The sequence below is a fragment of the Serratia sp. 121840015-1 genome (assembly GCF_053627655.1).
Genome location: NZ_JBSEYF010000001.1, coordinates 1,408,876 through 1,425,218, shown reverse-complemented (window position 1 = coordinate 1,425,218; position 16,343 = coordinate 1,408,876). Strand labels below are relative to the sequence as shown.

12 protein-coding genes and 1 pseudogene are annotated in these 16,343 nt (G+C 63.0%); 7 read left to right on the top strand and 6 right to left on the bottom strand.

Annotation, left to right across the window (positions count from 1 at the left end):
• Window positions 1–127: 127 nt before the first annotated feature.
• The gene (locus tag ACUXAC_RS06855; protein ID WP_421115019.1) at window positions 128–1,747 is read right to left on the bottom strand and encodes an ABC transporter substrate-binding protein; all 1,620 of its coding nucleotides are present in this window, start codon (window positions 1,745–1,747) and stop codon (window positions 128–130) included.
• A gap of 409 nt (window positions 1,748–2,156) precedes the next feature.
• Between ACUXAC_RS06855 and ACUXAC_RS06850 the strand changes: the two genes are divergently transcribed.
• The 4 genes from ACUXAC_RS06850 (at window position 2,157) to ACUXAC_RS06835 (ending at window position 6,583) form a co-directional block, all read left to right on the top strand.
• Window positions 2,157–3,173: an iron ABC transporter substrate-binding protein gene (locus tag ACUXAC_RS06850; RefSeq protein ID WP_159318054.1), complete on the top strand. Its 1,017-nt coding sequence runs from the start codon at window positions 2,157–2,159 to the stop codon at window positions 3,171–3,173.
• A gap of 33 nt (window positions 3,174–3,206) precedes the next feature.
• On the top strand, window positions 3,207–4,790 hold the full coding sequence (locus ACUXAC_RS06845) for an ABC transporter permease (protein WP_421115018.1): 1,584 nt from the start codon (window positions 3,207–3,209) through the stop codon (window positions 4,788–4,790).
• Window positions 4,787–5,824, top strand: a complete 1,038-nt coding sequence (locus ACUXAC_RS06840) for an ABC transporter ATP-binding protein (RefSeq protein ID WP_060418771.1) — start codon at window positions 4,787–4,789, stop codon at window positions 5,822–5,824. The genes ACUXAC_RS06845 and ACUXAC_RS06840 overlap by 4 nt, the downstream gene beginning before the upstream one ends.
• Window positions 5,825–6,037: 213 nt before the next feature.
• On the top strand, window positions 6,038–6,583 hold the full coding sequence (locus ACUXAC_RS06835; protein WP_454266569.1) for a cysteine hydrolase family protein: 546 nt from the start codon (window positions 6,038–6,040) through the stop codon (window positions 6,581–6,583).
• Between the two features lie 45 nt (window positions 6,584–6,628).
• On the opposite strand, the gene ACUXAC_RS06830 is transcribed toward ACUXAC_RS06835, so the two are convergent.
• The gene (locus tag ACUXAC_RS06830) at window positions 6,629–8,125 is read right to left on the bottom strand and encodes an alpha/beta hydrolase (RefSeq protein WP_421115017.1); all 1,497 of its coding nucleotides are present in this window, start codon (window positions 8,123–8,125) and stop codon (window positions 6,629–6,631) included.
• A 221-nt stretch (window positions 8,126–8,346) separates the two neighbouring features.
• On the opposite strand from ACUXAC_RS06830, the gene ACUXAC_RS06825 reads away from it, so the two are divergent.
• Complete coding sequence (locus ACUXAC_RS06825; RefSeq protein WP_004938127.1) at window positions 8,347–8,595, top strand: glycine zipper domain-containing protein; 249 nt, start codon at window positions 8,347–8,349, stop codon at window positions 8,593–8,595.
• 239 nt (window positions 8,596–8,834) lie between these two features.
• Window positions 8,835–10,939, top strand: a pseudogene (fusA, locus tag ACUXAC_RS06820) (elongation factor G).
• A 27-nt stretch (window positions 10,940–10,966) separates the two neighbouring features.
• On the opposite strand, the gene ACUXAC_RS06815 reads toward fusA, so the two are convergent.
• On the bottom strand, window positions 10,967–11,938 hold the full coding sequence (locus tag ACUXAC_RS06815; RefSeq protein WP_187322439.1) for a DMT family transporter: 972 nt from the start codon (window positions 11,936–11,938) through the stop codon (window positions 10,967–10,969).
• A gap of 98 nt (window positions 11,939–12,036) precedes the next feature.
• Window positions 12,037–12,864 carry an AraC family transcriptional regulator gene (locus tag ACUXAC_RS06810; RefSeq protein WP_060387784.1) on the bottom strand — a complete coding sequence of 276 codons (828 nt, stop codon included), beginning with the start codon at window positions 12,862–12,864 and terminating at the stop codon, window positions 12,037–12,039.
• A 196-nt stretch (window positions 12,865–13,060) separates the two neighbouring features.
• On the opposite strand from ACUXAC_RS06810, the gene ACUXAC_RS06805 reads away from it, so the two are divergent.
• Window positions 13,061–14,494: an NAD-dependent succinate-semialdehyde dehydrogenase gene (locus ACUXAC_RS06805; RefSeq protein ID WP_060439886.1), complete on the top strand. Its 1,434-nt coding sequence runs from the start codon at window positions 13,061–13,063 to the stop codon at window positions 14,492–14,494.
• Window positions 14,495–14,543: 49 nt separating this feature from the next.
• On the opposite strand, the gene ACUXAC_RS06800 is transcribed toward ACUXAC_RS06805, so the two are convergent.
• Entirely contained in the window at window positions 14,544–15,446 is a 903-nt protein-coding gene (locus ACUXAC_RS06800; protein ID WP_159318058.1) for an alpha/beta hydrolase, read from the bottom strand.
• Window positions 15,433–16,329, bottom strand: a complete 897-nt coding sequence (locus ACUXAC_RS06795) for an alpha/beta fold hydrolase (protein ID WP_387441191.1) — start codon at window positions 16,327–16,329, stop codon at window positions 15,433–15,435. The genes ACUXAC_RS06800 and ACUXAC_RS06795 overlap by 14 nt, the downstream gene beginning before the upstream one ends.
• Between the last annotated feature and the right edge of the window lie 14 nt (window positions 16,330–16,343).

The window sequence follows — 16,343 nt, the reverse complement described above, 5'->3', positions numbered from 1 at the left end:
CGCAGTATAGGCGGTGTTTTCTTCAGCGGGAAGAAAAGATTGCCCGTCGTTTATGGAGTATTTAGGATAATGTTATTAAACACGAATCTATAAAAACGGCTGATATAAATCAGCCGTTTTTTATTTCTCAGTGCTCGAGAAGATAGACGTTTTTATCGTACAAGGCACCTTGAGGGGTAAAATCGATCCCCTTCACGTAGGGTTTAATGAGCGTGGCATTGGCTTCGTAGTACACCGGTGCCACCGGCGTATCGGCGGCCAGCACCGCCTCGGCCTGCTGGAAATATTGCTGCACCTGCTGCGGCGTCTGCGCCGCCGTCGCCTGATGCAGAATGCGGTCATAGTCCGGGTTATGGTATTTGGGGCTGTTCTCCCTGCTGTCGGAACGGAACACGTTCAGGAAGGTGGATGGATCGTTGTAATCCGCCAGCCAGCGGGTAAAGGCCACGCCGTACTGCCCGCGGTTGATATTATCCAGCGTCACTTTACGCTCCTGGCTTTGCAAGCTGGCCTCTACCCCTAGGTTCTTTTTCCACATGGCGGCGGCGGCGATGACGATCTTCTTGATGGTGGCGTCATTGCTGTACAGCACGGTAAACCGCAGCGGGTTCTCGGCGTTGAAACCGGCCTGCGCCAGCAGTTGCTTCGCCTGGGCGTGCCGTTGTTCCGGCGTCCAGCCGGCCGCCGCGCCGGGCTGCAGGCTATAGCCGCCCGCCCCCGTTGGGGTAAAGGTCCAGGCCGGCTGTTGGCCGTATCCCAGCACCTTGCCGGCGATAATCTCTTTGTCCAGCGCCAGATTCAGCGCCTGGCGCACCCGCAGGTCGTTAAACGGCGCCTGGCGGTTATTGAAGGCAAAATAACTGGTGGAGAGCAGCGGATAGGTCACCAGCTGTTGCTCGCCGAGCGTTTTTTTCAGCTGCTGATACAACTCCGGCGGCGTGGTATACCCCAACTCAACCTCGCCGGCGCGAAAACGCGCCACTTCCGGGAAGCCCTGTATCGGCAAGAACGTCACCTTGTTGAGCACGGTGTTGGCGTTGTCCCAATACTGCGGGTTACGTTCCACCACCACCTTTTCGTTCACCACCCACTGGGTAAGACGGAATGCGCCGTTGCCGACAAAATGCGCCGGTTGAGTCCAGTTCTTGCCGTACTGTTCCACCACCTTGCGGTTAACCGGCAAGACCGGAAAATGTACCAGCTGCTTGAGCAGGTAGGAGTTGGGCTCCGACAGCGTCACCTGCAGGGTATGCGCGTCCAGCGCCTTGACGCCCAGCTCGCTCGGCGGTTTGCTGCCGGCGTTGATCGCCGCCGCATTCAGCACGTAGGCCGAAGCCAGATAGCTGCCGTAAGGCGACGCGGTTTTCGGATCGGTGAGGCGCCGCCAGCTGTAGACGAAATCGTCGGCGGTCACCGGATCGCCGTTCGACCATTTGGCCTGCGGCCGCAGATGGAAGGTCCAGACGTTGCCCTGATGCTCCCATTTCTGCGCCAGCGCCGGGATCGCTTCGCCGTCTTTCCCGACGCGCAGCAAACCTTCGAACAAATCGTTGAATATATAGAACTCCACATTGCTCTCGGCCAGGTTCGGATCCAGCGTCGCCGGTTCATAGCCGTTGGCGCGCACCAATTCCTGTACCGGCGCCAGTTTAGCGCCCGCCGGTACGTCGGCAGCCTGAGCTGCCGTCGCGTTAAAAGCCAGGAGGATTAAACCAGCCAATTTCTTGCCATTAAATGAATATTTCACGTCGATATCCCTGATTAGTGTTTTATCGCGTTCAATATGCAATGTGGCAGTGGAATAAATTAAATCATTAATCGCTATGAGTCATAACCAAAAGCGGTGTTGAATTTCTTTCATTATCAACGGAATAGTGGCGAATACTGACGAAAACAAGCGGGAGGACGTGGCGGCCGGCATCGCCGAACAGGAACGTCGCGAACCGGCGGTGAAATAAATTCAGACAATCAAAACAGATTATTCCAGCCGAAACTTAACTTATCCTTAGGGCAATTCATTTTGTGAGCGATCGTCAAAAATAATTTAATACGAATCGTTTTCACTATCATTATTGATGTTCTTGGCTAAAATCGGCCTGCTTGCGCTTGCCAGGCGATATTCGTTTTCCTCATTCGAACGCTAAAAGGATAACTGCATGAAGCTGCGTATTTCATCTCTCGGCCCCGTCGCCCTGCTCGCCTCCTCGATGATGCTGGCCTTCGGCGCTCAGGCGGCCTCGGCCGATCAGGGCATCGTCATTTACAACGCCCAACATGAAAACCTGGTCAAATCCTGGGTCGACGGGTTTACCAAAGACACCGGCATCAAGGTCACGCTGCGCAATGGCGGCGACAGCGAGCTGGGCAATCAGCTGGTGCAGGAAGGCAGCGCCTCGCCTGCCGACGTATTCCTGACGGAAAACTCCCCGGCGATGGTGTTGGTGGATAACGCCAAGCTGTTCGCCCCGCTGGACGCCGCGACGCTGGCCCAGGTGGAACCGCAGTATCGCCCAAGCCACGGCCGCTGGACCGGCATCGCCGCCCGCTCTACCGTGTTCGTCTACAACCCGGCCAAGCTGACCGAAGCGCAACTGCCGAAGTCGCTGCTGGACTTGGCCAAGCCGGAATGGAAAGGCCGCTGGGCCGCCTCGCCGTCGGGCGCCGATTTCCAGGCGATCGTCAGCGCGCTGCTGGCGTTGAAAGGCGAGAAAGCGACGCTGGAATGGCTGAAAGCGATGAAAACCAACTTCACCGCCTATAAGGGCAACAGCACGGTAATGAAAGCGGTCAATGCCGGCCAGGTCGACAGCGGCGTGATCTATCACTACTACCCGTTCGTGGATGGCGCTAAAACCGGCGAAAACAGCAACAACATCAAGCTGTACTACTTCAAACATCAGGATCCGGGCGCGTTCGTCAGCATCTCCGGCGGCGGCGTGCTGGCTTCCAGCAAGCATCCGCAGCAGGCGCAGGCGTTCATCAAGTGGATCACCGGCAAACAGGGCCAGGAGATCCTGCGCACCAACAACGCCTTCGAATACGCCGTCGGCGTCGGCGCGGCCTCCAACCCGAAACTGGTGCCGCTGAAAGATCTGGACGCACCGAAAGTAGACGCCGCGCAGCTGAACAGTAAAAAAGTGGTCGAACTGATGACCGAAGCCGGCCTGCTGTAAGGCCCGCCGGCAAACCGAGAGTTTTTGATCGTTATGTCAAACCTGAGTACCCACGCCGCGCAGACCGCGCGGCGTTATTCTGTTGTCCCCCGTCATCAGCGGCCGGGGGCGATCGTAGTGGCCAGCGCCGTGCTGCTGTCGCTGCTGGCGCTGTTGCCGCTGGGATTCGTTATCGGCGTGGCGTTTGAAACCGGCTGGCAAACGGTCAACGCTCTGGTTTTCCGCCCGCGCGTGGCGGAACTGCTGTTGAACACCCTGCTGTTGGTGGTGCTGACGCTGCCGATCTGCGCCGTGCTGGGCGTAGCCCTGGCCTGGTTGACCGAGCGCACCACGCTGCCGGGCCGCCGTCTCTGGGCGGTACTGGCCACCGCGCCGCTGGCGGTGCCGGCCTTTGTGCAAAGCTATGCCTGGATCAGCCTGGTGCCGTCGATGCACGGCCTGGGCGCCGGGGTCTTCATCTCGGTGCTCGCCTATTTCCCGTTCATTTACCTACCGGCCGCCGCCGTGCTGCGCCGTCTGGATCCCGGTATCGAAGACGTCGCCACCTCGCTCGGTTCCCGGCCGCTGGCGGTCTTTTTCCGCGTGGTGCTGCCGCAGCTGAAGCTGGCGGTCTGGGGCGGTTCCCTGCTGATCGCATTGCACCTGCTGGCGGAGTATGGCCTGTATGCCATGATCCGCTTCGATACCTTCACCACCGCGATCTTCGATCAGTTCCAATCGACCTTCAACGGCCCGGCGGCCAACATGCTGGCCGGCGTATTGGTATTGTGCTGCCTCGGGTTACTGCTGCTTGAGGCTCTCAGCCGCGGCCGCGCGCGCTATGCCCGCGTCGGTTCCGGCAGCGCCCGCAGCCAAACGCCGCGTCGCCTTTCGCTGCCGCTCGCCGCGCTGGCGCTGCTGCTGCCGATTTCGCTGACCGCGCTGGCGCTGGGCGTGCCTTTCATTACCCTGGCCCGCTGGCTGTGGCTGGGGGGATTCGAGGTGTGGCGCAACGCCGAGCTGTGGCCTGCGCTGTGGCAAACGCTGTCGCTGTCCGCCGTCGGCGCGTTGCTGATCACGCTGTGCGCCATTCCGATGGCCTGGCTGTCGGTACGCTATCCGGCCCGGCTGTACCGCGTGCTGGAAGGCTGTAACTACGTGACCAGCTCGCTGCCCGGCATCGTGGTGGCGCTGGCCCTGGTGACCATCACCATTCACAGCTTCCGGCCGATTTACCAAACCGAAATCTCCCTGTTGCTGGCGTATTTGCTGATGTTTATGCCGCGGGCGCTGATCAACCTGCGCGCCGGCATCGCACAGGCGCCGGTGGAATTGGAAAACGTGGCGCGTAGCCTCGGCAAATCGCCGGCGCAGGCGCTGTGGAGCACTACGCTGCGGTTGGCGGCGCCGGGTGCCGCGGCGGGCGCGGCGCTGGTGTTCCTGGCGATCGCCAATGAACTGACCGCCACGCTGTTGCTGGCGCCGAACGGCACCCGCACGCTGGCCACCGGATTTTGGGCGCTGACCAGCGAGATAGACTACGTCGCCGCCGCGCCTTATGCGCTGATTATGGTGGCGCTGTCATTGCCGCTCACCTGGCTTCTTTATTCTCAATCTAAACGCACGGCGGGACTATGAGCACGCTCGAACTGCACGGTATCGAAAAATCTTATAACGCCATCAGGGTGCTGGAACACATCGATCTGCAGGTTGCCGCCGGCAGCCGCACGGCGATCGTCGGCCCTTCCGGCTCCGGCAAAACCACCCTGCTGCGCATCATCGCCGGCTTTGAAATTCCCGACGGCGGCCAGATCCTGCTGCAGGGGCAAGCCATGGGCAACGGCGGCGGCTGGGTGCCGGCGCATCTGCGCGGCATCGGCTTCGTCCCGCAGGATGGCGCGCTGTTCCCGCACTTCACCGTCGCCGGCAACATCGGTTTTGGCCTTAAAGGCAGCAAGCGTGAGAAACAGCGGCGCATCGAGGCGCTGATGGAGATGGTGGCGTTGGATCGCCGTCTGGCCGCGCTGTGGCCGCACGAGTTGTCCGGCGGGCAGCAGCAACGGGTCGCGCTGGCGCGTGCCCTGTCGCAGCAACCCCGGCTGATGCTGCTGGACGAACCGTTCTCGGCGCTGGATACCGGCCTGCGCGCCGCCACCCGCAAAGCGGTCGCCGAACTGCTGACGGAGGCCAAGGTGGCGTCGATTCTGGTCACTCACGATCAGAGCGAAGCGCTGTCGTTCGCCGATCAGGTAGCGGTGATGCGCAACGGCCGGCTGGCGCAGGTGGGCGCACCGCAAGATCTCTATCTGCGGCCGGTCGATGAGCCGACCGCCAGCTTCCTTGGCGAAACGCTGGTGTTGACCGCCGAACTGGCGCACGGCTGGGCCGACTGCGCATTGGGGCGCATCGCCGTCGACGATCGGCAACGCAGCGGCCCGGCGCGCATCATGCTGCGCCCGGAGCAGATTCAAATCGGTTTGTCAGATCCGGCGCAGCACGGCCAGGCGGTGATCACCGGCATCGATTTCGCCGGCTTCGTCTCTACGCTCAACCTGCAAATGGCCGCCGGCGGCGCGCAAATCGAGATCAAAACCGTCAGCCGCGAAGGCCTGCAGCCCGGTTCTCAGGTCACTCTCAACGTGATGGGCCAGGCGCATATTTTCGCCGGTTGACATTTCGGGGGAGCCTCTTGACGTCCCCCTCACCACCGCGCATTATCAACGCTATGAAACGCTTCGCGCACGTCCTCACCACCACCGCAACCGCCACGCAATGGCGGGCTGCACGGGTGCGCATCAGCTAACGACGTATCCAAGCCCCGCCAGCCATGGCCGGGGTTTTTTATTTCTCCGTGCCCGCCGGCAATTTCATTACGGAGAAGACCTATGCCAACTATCCCCGCACCGCGCAGCGCCCTGCTGATTATCGACATGCAAGTCGGCCTGTTCGCCTCGCCGGACGATACGCCGTTCGCCGCCGAAACCCTTCTGGCGAAGACCAATGCGTTGATTCGCGCCGCACGCGTGGCGAATGCGCTCGTAGTGTTTATTCGCCACACCGGCCCGACAGGTTCGCCTATCGCCGCAAACAGTCCGCGGTGGCAAGTTCACCCCGATCTCGACACCGATGCGGAAACCGACTGGTTCATCGATAAAACCCATCCCAGCTGTTTTTACCAGACTGGCCTGGCTGAGCGGCTTAAGCAAGCCGGCATCGGTCGGTTGGTGATTTCGGGAATGAAAACGCAATACTGCGTAGACACCGCGTGTCGGCGCGGTGCAGAGTTGGGATTTGACATGGTGTTGGCCGCCGACGCCCATAGCTGTTCAGACACGGCGGAACTCGGTGCCGAAGCCATTATCCGTCACCATAACCAGACCCTGTCGGGGCCATTCGTGACGCTGGCATTGGCGGAAGAGGTGAAATTCTAAAACGCAGGCGACTTGGCTGTCAGGCCGGGCTTCCGCCCGGCCTCCTCAACGGCAAGTCTTGTCGTGGCGCGGCTTTTTCGGCGCCAGCAGATAATCCACCACGCTTTCGTCAACGCAGCTGTCGATGCCGTTCAGCACCAGCGTATGCCCGTCGCGTTCGCGGGTGATCAGCGGGCTTTTAAAGGCGGCGGCCATCACCTGCGCGTTGCGGTACGGCGTGGTCGGATCGTAGCGCTGCGCGACGAACAGCAGCGGCGGCAACGCGGCAGATTCCACCGGCGTGTGCGGCCGATCTTTGCCGCGGTACGGCCACAGATCGCACATTTCCAGCGGGTATTCGTGCAGCGGCAGATAGTGGGCATACATAGCGGCGGTATTGATCTCCTGCCGCTGCCGGCGCAACAGCTGCGGATCGGCCGTCGGGTTGGCGACGTCGGCGCAGGTGATGACGTTCAGCGCGTCATCGGCATCCGGCGAATAGCTTTCGTCGATCAGATCGGAAACCTGCTGCCCGGCGATCCCGGCATCGAGCTGGCGCAGCACGGTCGCCAGCTCGTGCCAGCGCTCCGGCCACAGCAGCAGCGAACGCGTGACCGTCAGCACGTCGTCGGCGGAGATTTCATACCCCGCCGCGGTGACGAACGGCTGCTCATGCAGCTTGCGCAGCAAGGCATGATAACGCTGCAGCGCCTGATTGGCGCCGCCGCCCAGCTGGCAGCTGTCGGTTTTGCCGCAGTAGGCGGCGAAGCGCAGGAAGCTTTGCTGGAAGCCCCGCTCCTGGTTCAGCCGCTGGGTGAAATCGTCTTCCGCCAGATCCACCACCCCGTCGAGCACCAGCGCGCGCGTTTTCTTCGGAAAACGTTCGGCATACAGCGCCGCCACCTTGGTGCCGTAAGAGTACGCCACCGCCGTCAGCCCCGGTTCGCCCAGCGCGTGGCGGATCGCGTTCAGATCGTTGACCGCTTCGTCGGTGCCGATATGTTGCAGCACGTCCGCGCCGGTCTGTTTGATGCAGGCGGCAATCAGGGTGCGCGTCTGGTTCTCCGCACCGGCCACGTCATTGTCGTCCGGTGACGGGGTTTCGTCGCCTTCGGCCACCTGACAGGAGATTTTCGGCGTCGATTGGCCGACGCCGCGCGGATCGTAACCGATGATATCGTAGGATTTACGCAGCCTGGCGACGTGACCATCATTGCCCAAATAAGGATTGATGCCCGGCAGGCCCGGCCCGCCGCTGATCATCACCACGCTGCCCTTTTTCGGCCCGGTGGCGGGCAGCAGGGTCAGCGCCAAACGCACGGTCTGTTCGCCCGCCTGCGCCGCATGAGCGGGCGGCGTGGCGTAGGCTAACGGCACCTCAAGGTAACCGCAGCGCAGCCCCGGCGGTGGCGGCTCATCGAACCAGCGCTGAAAACCGCTGTTGAGACATGATTGCCAACGAATGCCGTTCTCGGCCGCCGCGCCGTGGAGCACAGGCTTGGCCTGAGCGGGCAACGCGGCGGCGGTCGCGGCGAGCAGCGCCAGAATACGCAGTACTGACATGGGGAGTCCTTTCAACTCAACGAATCGGTCAAAGGTTAACGATACCCGGTTAAACAGCTAGCCAATAGAACACAAAAAGCCGCGCGGGTGAAGCCGTCACCGCGCGCCCGGCAAGATTTTTCTCTGCTCGGATTGCTCTTATAACGCACAGAATGCTGCAAAAAACGGCGTCTACCTGCTAGGCTTAGGATTCGTTAACCCATAAGGATCAGGAGAGCAGCATGTTTGGTAAAGCGGAAGACAAAGCCAATGAAGCCGCAGGCGCGGTAGAAGAAGCGTTCGGCAAAGCCGTGGATTCGCCGGAGCATCAGGTGCGCGGCGCGGCGCGCAAATACGCCTCCCAGGCCAGCTATGCCGCCCGAGACGCAGCGGACAGCGTAAGAACCCAGGTGGAAGCCAACCCGCTGGCCGGCGTGGCCGTTGCGGCGGCGGTCGGCATCGTTTTCGGCTTCTTGCTGGGACGCAAATAAGCGGCGAATGCGCCGCTCGACAACAGGCCCGTTACGGGCCTTTTTTTTCGCCCTTTTCTCCCCCTGCGCGCAAACTTTCATCTATCACAGCCATCGCTTATAAAAACCAACGCCTTCAACTACGATTAGTTTGTGACCAGAGCGAGGCTCTGCGATCCGGCAGATAACCCTATGAGGATTATCACCATTATCCATGCTGTTTAAGCCGCTCTCCTTCACGCGGCTAAGAAAGGTTGATTATGGCTCGCACCACCCCTATCGAACGTTACCGCAACATCGGCATCTCCGCGCATATCGATGCCGGCAAGACCACCACCACCGAGCGGATTCTGTTTTACACCGGGGTCAGCCACAAGCTGGGTGAGTGCATGACGGCGCGGCGACCATGGACTGGATGGCGCAGGAACAGGAGCGCGGCATCACCATCACCTCGGCGGCCACCACCTGCTTTTGGAACGGCATGCAGCATAATTATCCGCAGCACCGCATCAATATCATCGACACCCCCGGGCACGTCGATTTCACCATTGAAGTGGAGCGCTCGATGCGCGTGCTGGACGGCGCCGTGATGGTCTATGACTCGGTGGGCGGCGTGCAGCCGCAGTCGGAAACCGTTTGGCGCCAGGCCAACAAATACAAGGTGCCGCGGCTGGCGTTCGTCAACAAGATGGACCGCATCGGCGCGGACTTTTTCCGCGTGCGCAAAATGATGATCGAGCGCCTGAAAGCCAACCCGGTGCCGATCGTCATTCCGATCGGCGCCGAAGACCACTTCAGCGGCGTGGTGGATCTGGTGCGGATGAAGGCCATCCTGTGGGACGAAGCCTCGCAGGGCATGAACTTCAGCTTCGAAGAGATCCCGGCCGAGCTGCGCGATTCGGCGCAGGAGTGGCGCGAAAACATGATTGAGGCCGCCGCCGAAGCCTCGGAAGAGCTGATGGAGAAATACCTCAACCAGGTACCGCTGAGCGAAGAGGAGATCGTCCACGGGCTGCGGGTGCGCACCGTCGCCGGCGAAATCCAGCCGATGCTGTGCGGATCGGCGTTCCGCAACAAAGGGGTGCAGCGCATGCTCGATGCGGTGATCGAGCTGATGCCCTCGCCGCTCGACGTGCCGCCGATGGAGGGCCACGGCGAACACGATGAAATCATCACCCGCAAAGCCGACGACAACGAAAAATTCTCGGCGCTGGCGTTCAAGCTGATGACCGACCCGTTCGTCGGCCAGCTGACCTTCGTGCGCGTCTACTCCGGGGTGCTGGCCAAAGGCAGCAGCGTTTACAATCCGATCAAGGGCAAAAAGGAGCGCATCGGCCGCATCGTGCAGATGCACGCCAACGATCGTAAGGACATCGACGAGCTGCACGCCGGCGACATCGCCGCCTGCGTCGGCCTGAAGGACGTCACCACGGGCGATACGCTGTGCGACCCCGGCGCCATCATCACGCTGGAACGCATGACCTTCCCCGAGCCGGTGATCGCCCAGGCGATCGAGCCGAAGACCAAGGGCGACCAGGAGAAAATGGGCATCGCGCTGCAGCGCCTCTCTTCGGAAGATCCGTCGTTCCGCGTGCGCACCGATGAAGAATCCGGCCAAACCATCATCTACGGCATGGGCGAGCTGCACCTGGAGATCATCGTCGATCGCATGCGCCGCGAATTCGGGGTGGAGACCACCACCGGCAAGCCGCAGGTGTCGTACCGCGAAACCATCCGCAAGCGGGTGGCCGACGTGGAAGGCAAGTTCGTGCGCCAGTCCGGCGGTAAAGGGCAATACGGCCACGTGGTGCTGACCGTCGAACCCAACGAACCCGGCAAAGGCTTCGAATTCTTCGATGAGATCAAGGGCGGCGTCATTCCGGGCGAATTTATCCCGGCGGTGAAAAAAGGCGTGCTCGAGGCGCTGAACAACGGCGTGCTGGCCGGTTATCAGGTGGTGGACGTCAAGGTGCACCTGACCTTCGGTTCTTACCATGACGTCGACTCGTCGGAACAGGCGTTCCGCATGGCGGCGATTTTCGGCTTCAAGGAAGGCTGCCGCCTGGCGGATCCGGTGATCCTTGAGCCGATCATGTCGGTGGAGGTGGAAACACCGGAAGATTACGCCGGCAACGTGATGGGCGACCTCTCCTCACGCCGCGGCCTGGTGCAGGGCATGGAAGAGATACCGGGCGGCGGCGGCAAGGAAATTCGTGCCAAGGTGCCGCTGTCCGAGATGTTCGGCTACTCGACGACCCTGCGTTCGATGTCGCAGGGACGCGCCACCTACACCATGGAATTCAGCCACTACGCCGAAGCGCCGCGCAACGTGGCCGAAGAGATCATTCACCACAGCAAACGTTAACCCTCGCGCCCGCCTTCGCGGCGGGCGTCACCCCTGCTTGTCCTCCAGCGCCACCACCACCACCGGCTGCGGCTTGATGCGCATGGCGTACACCACGCCGGCGATCAGGCAGACGATGCCGGCCAGCGTCAGCAGCGGCGGCCAGGCCTGGCGCAGCAGAAAGGTATAGGCCAACCCCGCCAGAATTTCGAACACGATGAGCGGCCCCACCAATACCGTCGGCAGGCGCTGGCTGGCTTCGTTCCAGCATAGCGCCCCCAGCCAGGAGCAGAACACGCCGATGACCAGCATCAGCGGGATAAACACCTCAGGGCGCGGGCCGAACGGCAAGGCGAACGCCGGTTCGCTCAGCGCCAATTGGCCGCAGACCGCCAGATAGCCCAGCAGCGCCAGCGGCAGCGTCACCAGCCCTTGCGCCGTGGCCCAGGTAGCTGGCCGCTGCGTCGGGTTCTCCCGCAGCCAGCGCGAGTTGCGCAGCGGGAACCAGGTCCAGCACGCCACCGCCAACACGGCCAGCCCCAGACCGCTGAGATAGCGCCAGCCGTCGATTGGCAGCGCGTTGCCGCGCAGCTCGGCGACGTTCACGCACGCTAACCCGCAGACGATCAGCAGCAGTGCCGGCGCCAGCTTGCCCCAGGCCAGCCGCCCGTCGTGGCGGCCGTAAAACAGATTGGCGCAGATGGCGATCACCACCGGCAAGGTGCCGATGATCATGGTCGATACCGGTGCGCCGGTACGCTGAATGGCGCTGGCCAGGCACAGGTAGTACAGCAGGTTACCGATGGCCGTCAGCTTGAGCGCCTCCAGCCAATCCTGGCGCCGCAGCTTGCGCAGGCGGCGGCGATCGAACCACGCCAGCGGCAAGGTGATCAGCCCGAAGGCCAGATAGCGCCCGGTGGACTGCAGCGCGGCGGGATAATCCGGCACCAGCAGCGGGCCGACGAAGATCAATCCCCACATCAGCCCGGCGGCCAGGGCAAACACAACGCCAATGAACATAACGACTCCGACAAACGGCCGGTGCGGCCAACCCGCCCGACAAGACAGCGGCAGAGTAGCGAAAACGCGGGAAGGAATTATTGTAGCAGGTTGCTGTTTTAGCCCAATTTCACCTGTTTCTGGAAACGCACTGGCGTGACGCCGTAACGATTGGCGAAGGCGCGCGTCAGGTGTGCCTGATCGGTCAGCCCCGCCGCCGCCGCCACCTGTGCGGCGGGCATGCCGCGCTCCAGCATGCGTTTGGCCTGCGACAGCCGGATCGCCATCAGCATCTGCTGCGGCGAAACGTGGTATTCGGCCTTGAACTTGCGCAGAAAATGGTACGGGCTGAGCGACACCAGCTCGGCCAGCTGATTGAGGGTCACCGCCTCGGCGAAGTTGTCGTGCAGGTAGCTTTTCACCACCTCGAAACGGTGCGCCGCCTCGGCTTTTTCCCGCTGCCCGGTGCGAATGTGCGGGTGCAACAGCTCGACCGCCTCCAACAGCAGGCCGTCCAGCGTGAGCGGATCGTCGGTTTGCCACAGCGTGGCGAGAATGGCGGACAGGCGCTGCGCCGCCCGCGGATCGTGGCGCACCGCATCGGTGAACCACTGGCTCCTATCGCCGGACAGCTGCTCCAGCGCCTCGGGCGCCAGATAGAGCATGCGGTAACACCAGCCGCCCGGCGTTTCGGCTTCGCCGGTATGCAGCTCATCGGGGTTCATCAGCACCAGCGCGCCCGGCGCCGCCAGATGCTGCGCGCCGCGATAGCGGAAACGCTCCGCCCCGGTGTCTACGGTGCCGATAGCGAAGGCGTCGTGGGTATGCGGCTCGAAGGCATAGCGTTCGATATGCGCCTGATAAAGTTCGACGCCCGGCAGATGCGACAAATGCCGGAACTGCGCGCAATCCTTCTCGAACGGAAACTGTTGTGGTACCCCTTGCACCCGACCTCCTCGTCCGTGCTGACAATCTGCTCAGCATAGCCAAAACATCGCCGGTTGAGTAGCCGCCCTGGCGCTTTCGTGCCCCTCGCCTGGACGATCGCCGCCATTCGGCGTAGGGTTAAGGTCCCTGTCCCTTTCAGGAGCGCCGCATCGCGAAGCTCATCGGCCCCTGACACTCCGCAAACAAGAGGCAACAATGTATCCGGATACTCAACTGTATATCGATGGACAATGGCGCAACGCGCTGGCCGGGAAAACCCTGCCGGTCACCAACCCCGCCACCGACGAGATAATCGGTCAAGTGGCGCACGCTGCCACAGAGGATCTCGATCTGGCGCTGGCCGCCACCGAGCGCGGATTTAACGTCTGGCGCGACACCGCCGCGCACCAGCGCGCCAACCTGATGCGCAAAGCGGCGGCGCTGCTGCGCGAACGCGCTAACGCCATCGCCGCCGTCATGACCCAGGAACAGGGCAAACCGGTGGCGCAGGCCAAAGTCGAAATTCTCAACGCCGCCGACGTCATCGACTGGTTCGCCGGCGAAGCCACCCGCACCTACGGGCAGATCATTCCGTCCCGCGCCCGCGACGTGCAGCAGCAAACCCTCAAGCTGCCGGTCGGCCCGGTGGCCGCCTTCACGCCGTGGAACTTCCCGATCAACCAGATCGTGCGCAAGCTGTCCGCCGCGCTGGCGGCGGGGTGTTCCATCATCGTCAAAGGCCCGGAAGAAACGCCGGCCTCGCCGGCTGAGCTGATCAAAGCCTTCGCCGACGCCGGGATCCCGGCCGGGGTGATCGCGCTGGTGTACGGCACCCCGGCGGAAATCTCGGAATACCTGATCCCGCATCCGACCATTCGCAAGATCTCCTTCACCGGCTCCACCCGCGTGGGCAAGCATCTGGCGGCGCTGGCCGGCCAGCATATGAAAAAGGCCACCATGGAGCTGGGCGGCCACGCGCCGGTGTTGATCTTCGACGACGCCGATCTCGACGCGGCGGCCAAAGAGCTGGCGCAGTCCAAGTTCCGCAACGCCGGCCAGGTCTGTATCGCCCCGACCCGCTTCCTGATCCAACAAGGCGTTTATGAAGCCTTCGTGGAAAAATTCACCGCCGCCGTGCGTGAGCTCAAGCTCGGCAACGGGCTGGAAGACGGCGTGACCATGGGGCCGATGGTGCTGGGCCGCAGCGTCGACAATATCGAGGCGCTGGTGCAGGATGCCGTCGCCCACGGGGCAAAAGCCAGCACCGGCGGCAAGCGCGTGGCAGGCAAAGGCAACTTCTTCGAGCCGACGGTGCTGCGCGACGTGCCGCTGAGCGCGCGCGCCATGTCGGAAGAGCCGTTTGGCCCGGTCGCCCTGCTGCGCCCGTTCGCCACCTATGACGAGGCGATCGCCGAAGCCAACCGCCTGCCGTACGGGCTGGCCGCCTACGCTTACAGCCGCAACATCGCCACCGTCAATGCGCTGGGGCGCGACGTGGAGAGCGGCATGCTGAGCATCAACCACATCGGTTTCGGCCTGCCGGAAACGCCGTTTGGCGGCGTGAAAGACTCCGGTCACGGCACCGAAGGCGGCAGCGAAGCGATCGAGTCCTACCTGGAAACCCGCTTCGTCACCGTCGCCGGCCGTTAATCGCGCGTCGGATGAATAGCCAAAAGCCCCGCAGCGCGGGGCTTTTTTTTTACTCGCGAGCCAGTTCGAACAGCCGCCGCGCCGCCGGGGTCAGCCCCAGCATGTGAATGCAGGCATGCACCATGCCCGGCAACCGTTCACAGTGCACCGGCACACCCGCCTCGCGCAGTCGCTGCGCATACTGCTCGGCCTCATCGCGCAGCGGATCATATTCGCAGCTCAGGATGGTGGCCGGCGGTAACCCGCGCAGCGTGGCAGCGTGCAGCGGCTCGGCGCCGGGATCGCGCCGCTGGGCCAGATACTGCTGCCAACAAAATACCATCGCGTCGCGCGTCAGAAAGTGCCCCTCGGCAAACTCGCGATAGCTCGTCGTCGTCATCTCGCGGCTGAGCGCCGGGTACAGCAGCAGCTGGCGCTCGATGTGCGGGCCGCCGCGATCCCGCGCCAGCAGCGCGACGGCGGCCGCCAGGTTGCCCCCGGCGCTGTCGCCGCCCACCGCCAGGCGCTGCGCGTCGATCCCCAACTGCGGCGCCTGTTGCGCCACCCAGCAGAGCGCCTGGTACACATCTTCCAGCGGCTGCGGAAACGGGTATTCCGGCGCTAGGCGGTAGTCGACCGACAGGATCACCCGGCCGGTGGCGTTGGCCAGCGCCTGACAAGGCCGATCGTACAGCGCCAGCGAACCGAGGCACCAGCCGCCGCCGTGGGCGAACAGCATCGCCGGCTGCGCGTTTGCGCGGTTTTCCCCTGCCGGTAAATAAGTACGCAGCGCAATCCTGTGTCCATCGGCGGCGACCACCGTATAGTCCCTGACGCCGCCGCTCGGTTCCGCCTCGCCCTGCAGCCGGCGTAAACCGGTTTCCGTGGCCGCGCGCATTTCCGCCAGCGACGCGGGGGGCGGCGCATCGGCCGACGCCGTCAAAAAGGCGGCGATGCGTTCATCGAGCGGCATGGGGTTCTCCTGCCAGGAACGGCGTAATCAGGGCAATAAATTCCTCATGGCACTCCTCGGTAATGAAATGCCCGCAGCCGGCGACCGTTTCGCCCCGCAGATCGTGCGCATTGCCCCGCAGCGTCGTCAGCGGCGCATCACCGGTGGCGTGCTCCGCCCCTACCGTCAACACCGGCATCATCAGGGGCGTGGCGGCGCGCAGCCGGTTCTGCCGCACAGTCTCCGGGATCGCCCGGTAATAGTCGAATCCGGTGCGCAGGCCGCCCGGCGCCGAATAGGCGGTGATATACACCTGCGCCGCCACCCGATCGCGCCGATAGGACCAGCGATTGAAGATATAGCCAAGATACTCCTGCTCACGCCCCTGGGTCAGGGTCTCCGGCAAATCCGCCAGTTGGTTGAACATGAAGTGCCACAGGAAGATGTTCTCCTCCGGCGCGACGAAAATCGGCGGCGGCGGCGCCAGCCCGGGGATCACCGCCTCCGTCAGCACCAGGCGTTCCACCGCCTGCGGGAAATCGCTCGCCATGGCGTAACCGATCCACATGCCGATGTCGTGGCCAACCAGTTGGTAACGTTCATGGCCCAGCTGCGCCATCATCGCGTGCAACGTCGCACCGACGTTGCCGGTGTCGTAGCCGCCAGCGGGCTTGTCAGAATCGCCGATGCCCGGCGGATCGACGGCGATCGCCTGAAAACCGGCCGCCGCCAGCGCTTGCATCACATGGCGCCAGGTGAACCAGGTTTGCGGCCAGCCGGGGATCAGCAGCACCGGCCGCCCTTCACCGGCCACCACGCAGTGAAGGCGCCGGCCGTTGACCTGGAGATAGACGTGTTCCGCCGCGAGATCCGCCAACGTGACCTCGTTCTGTCGGTATTGCATGGGGTAACTCCCTG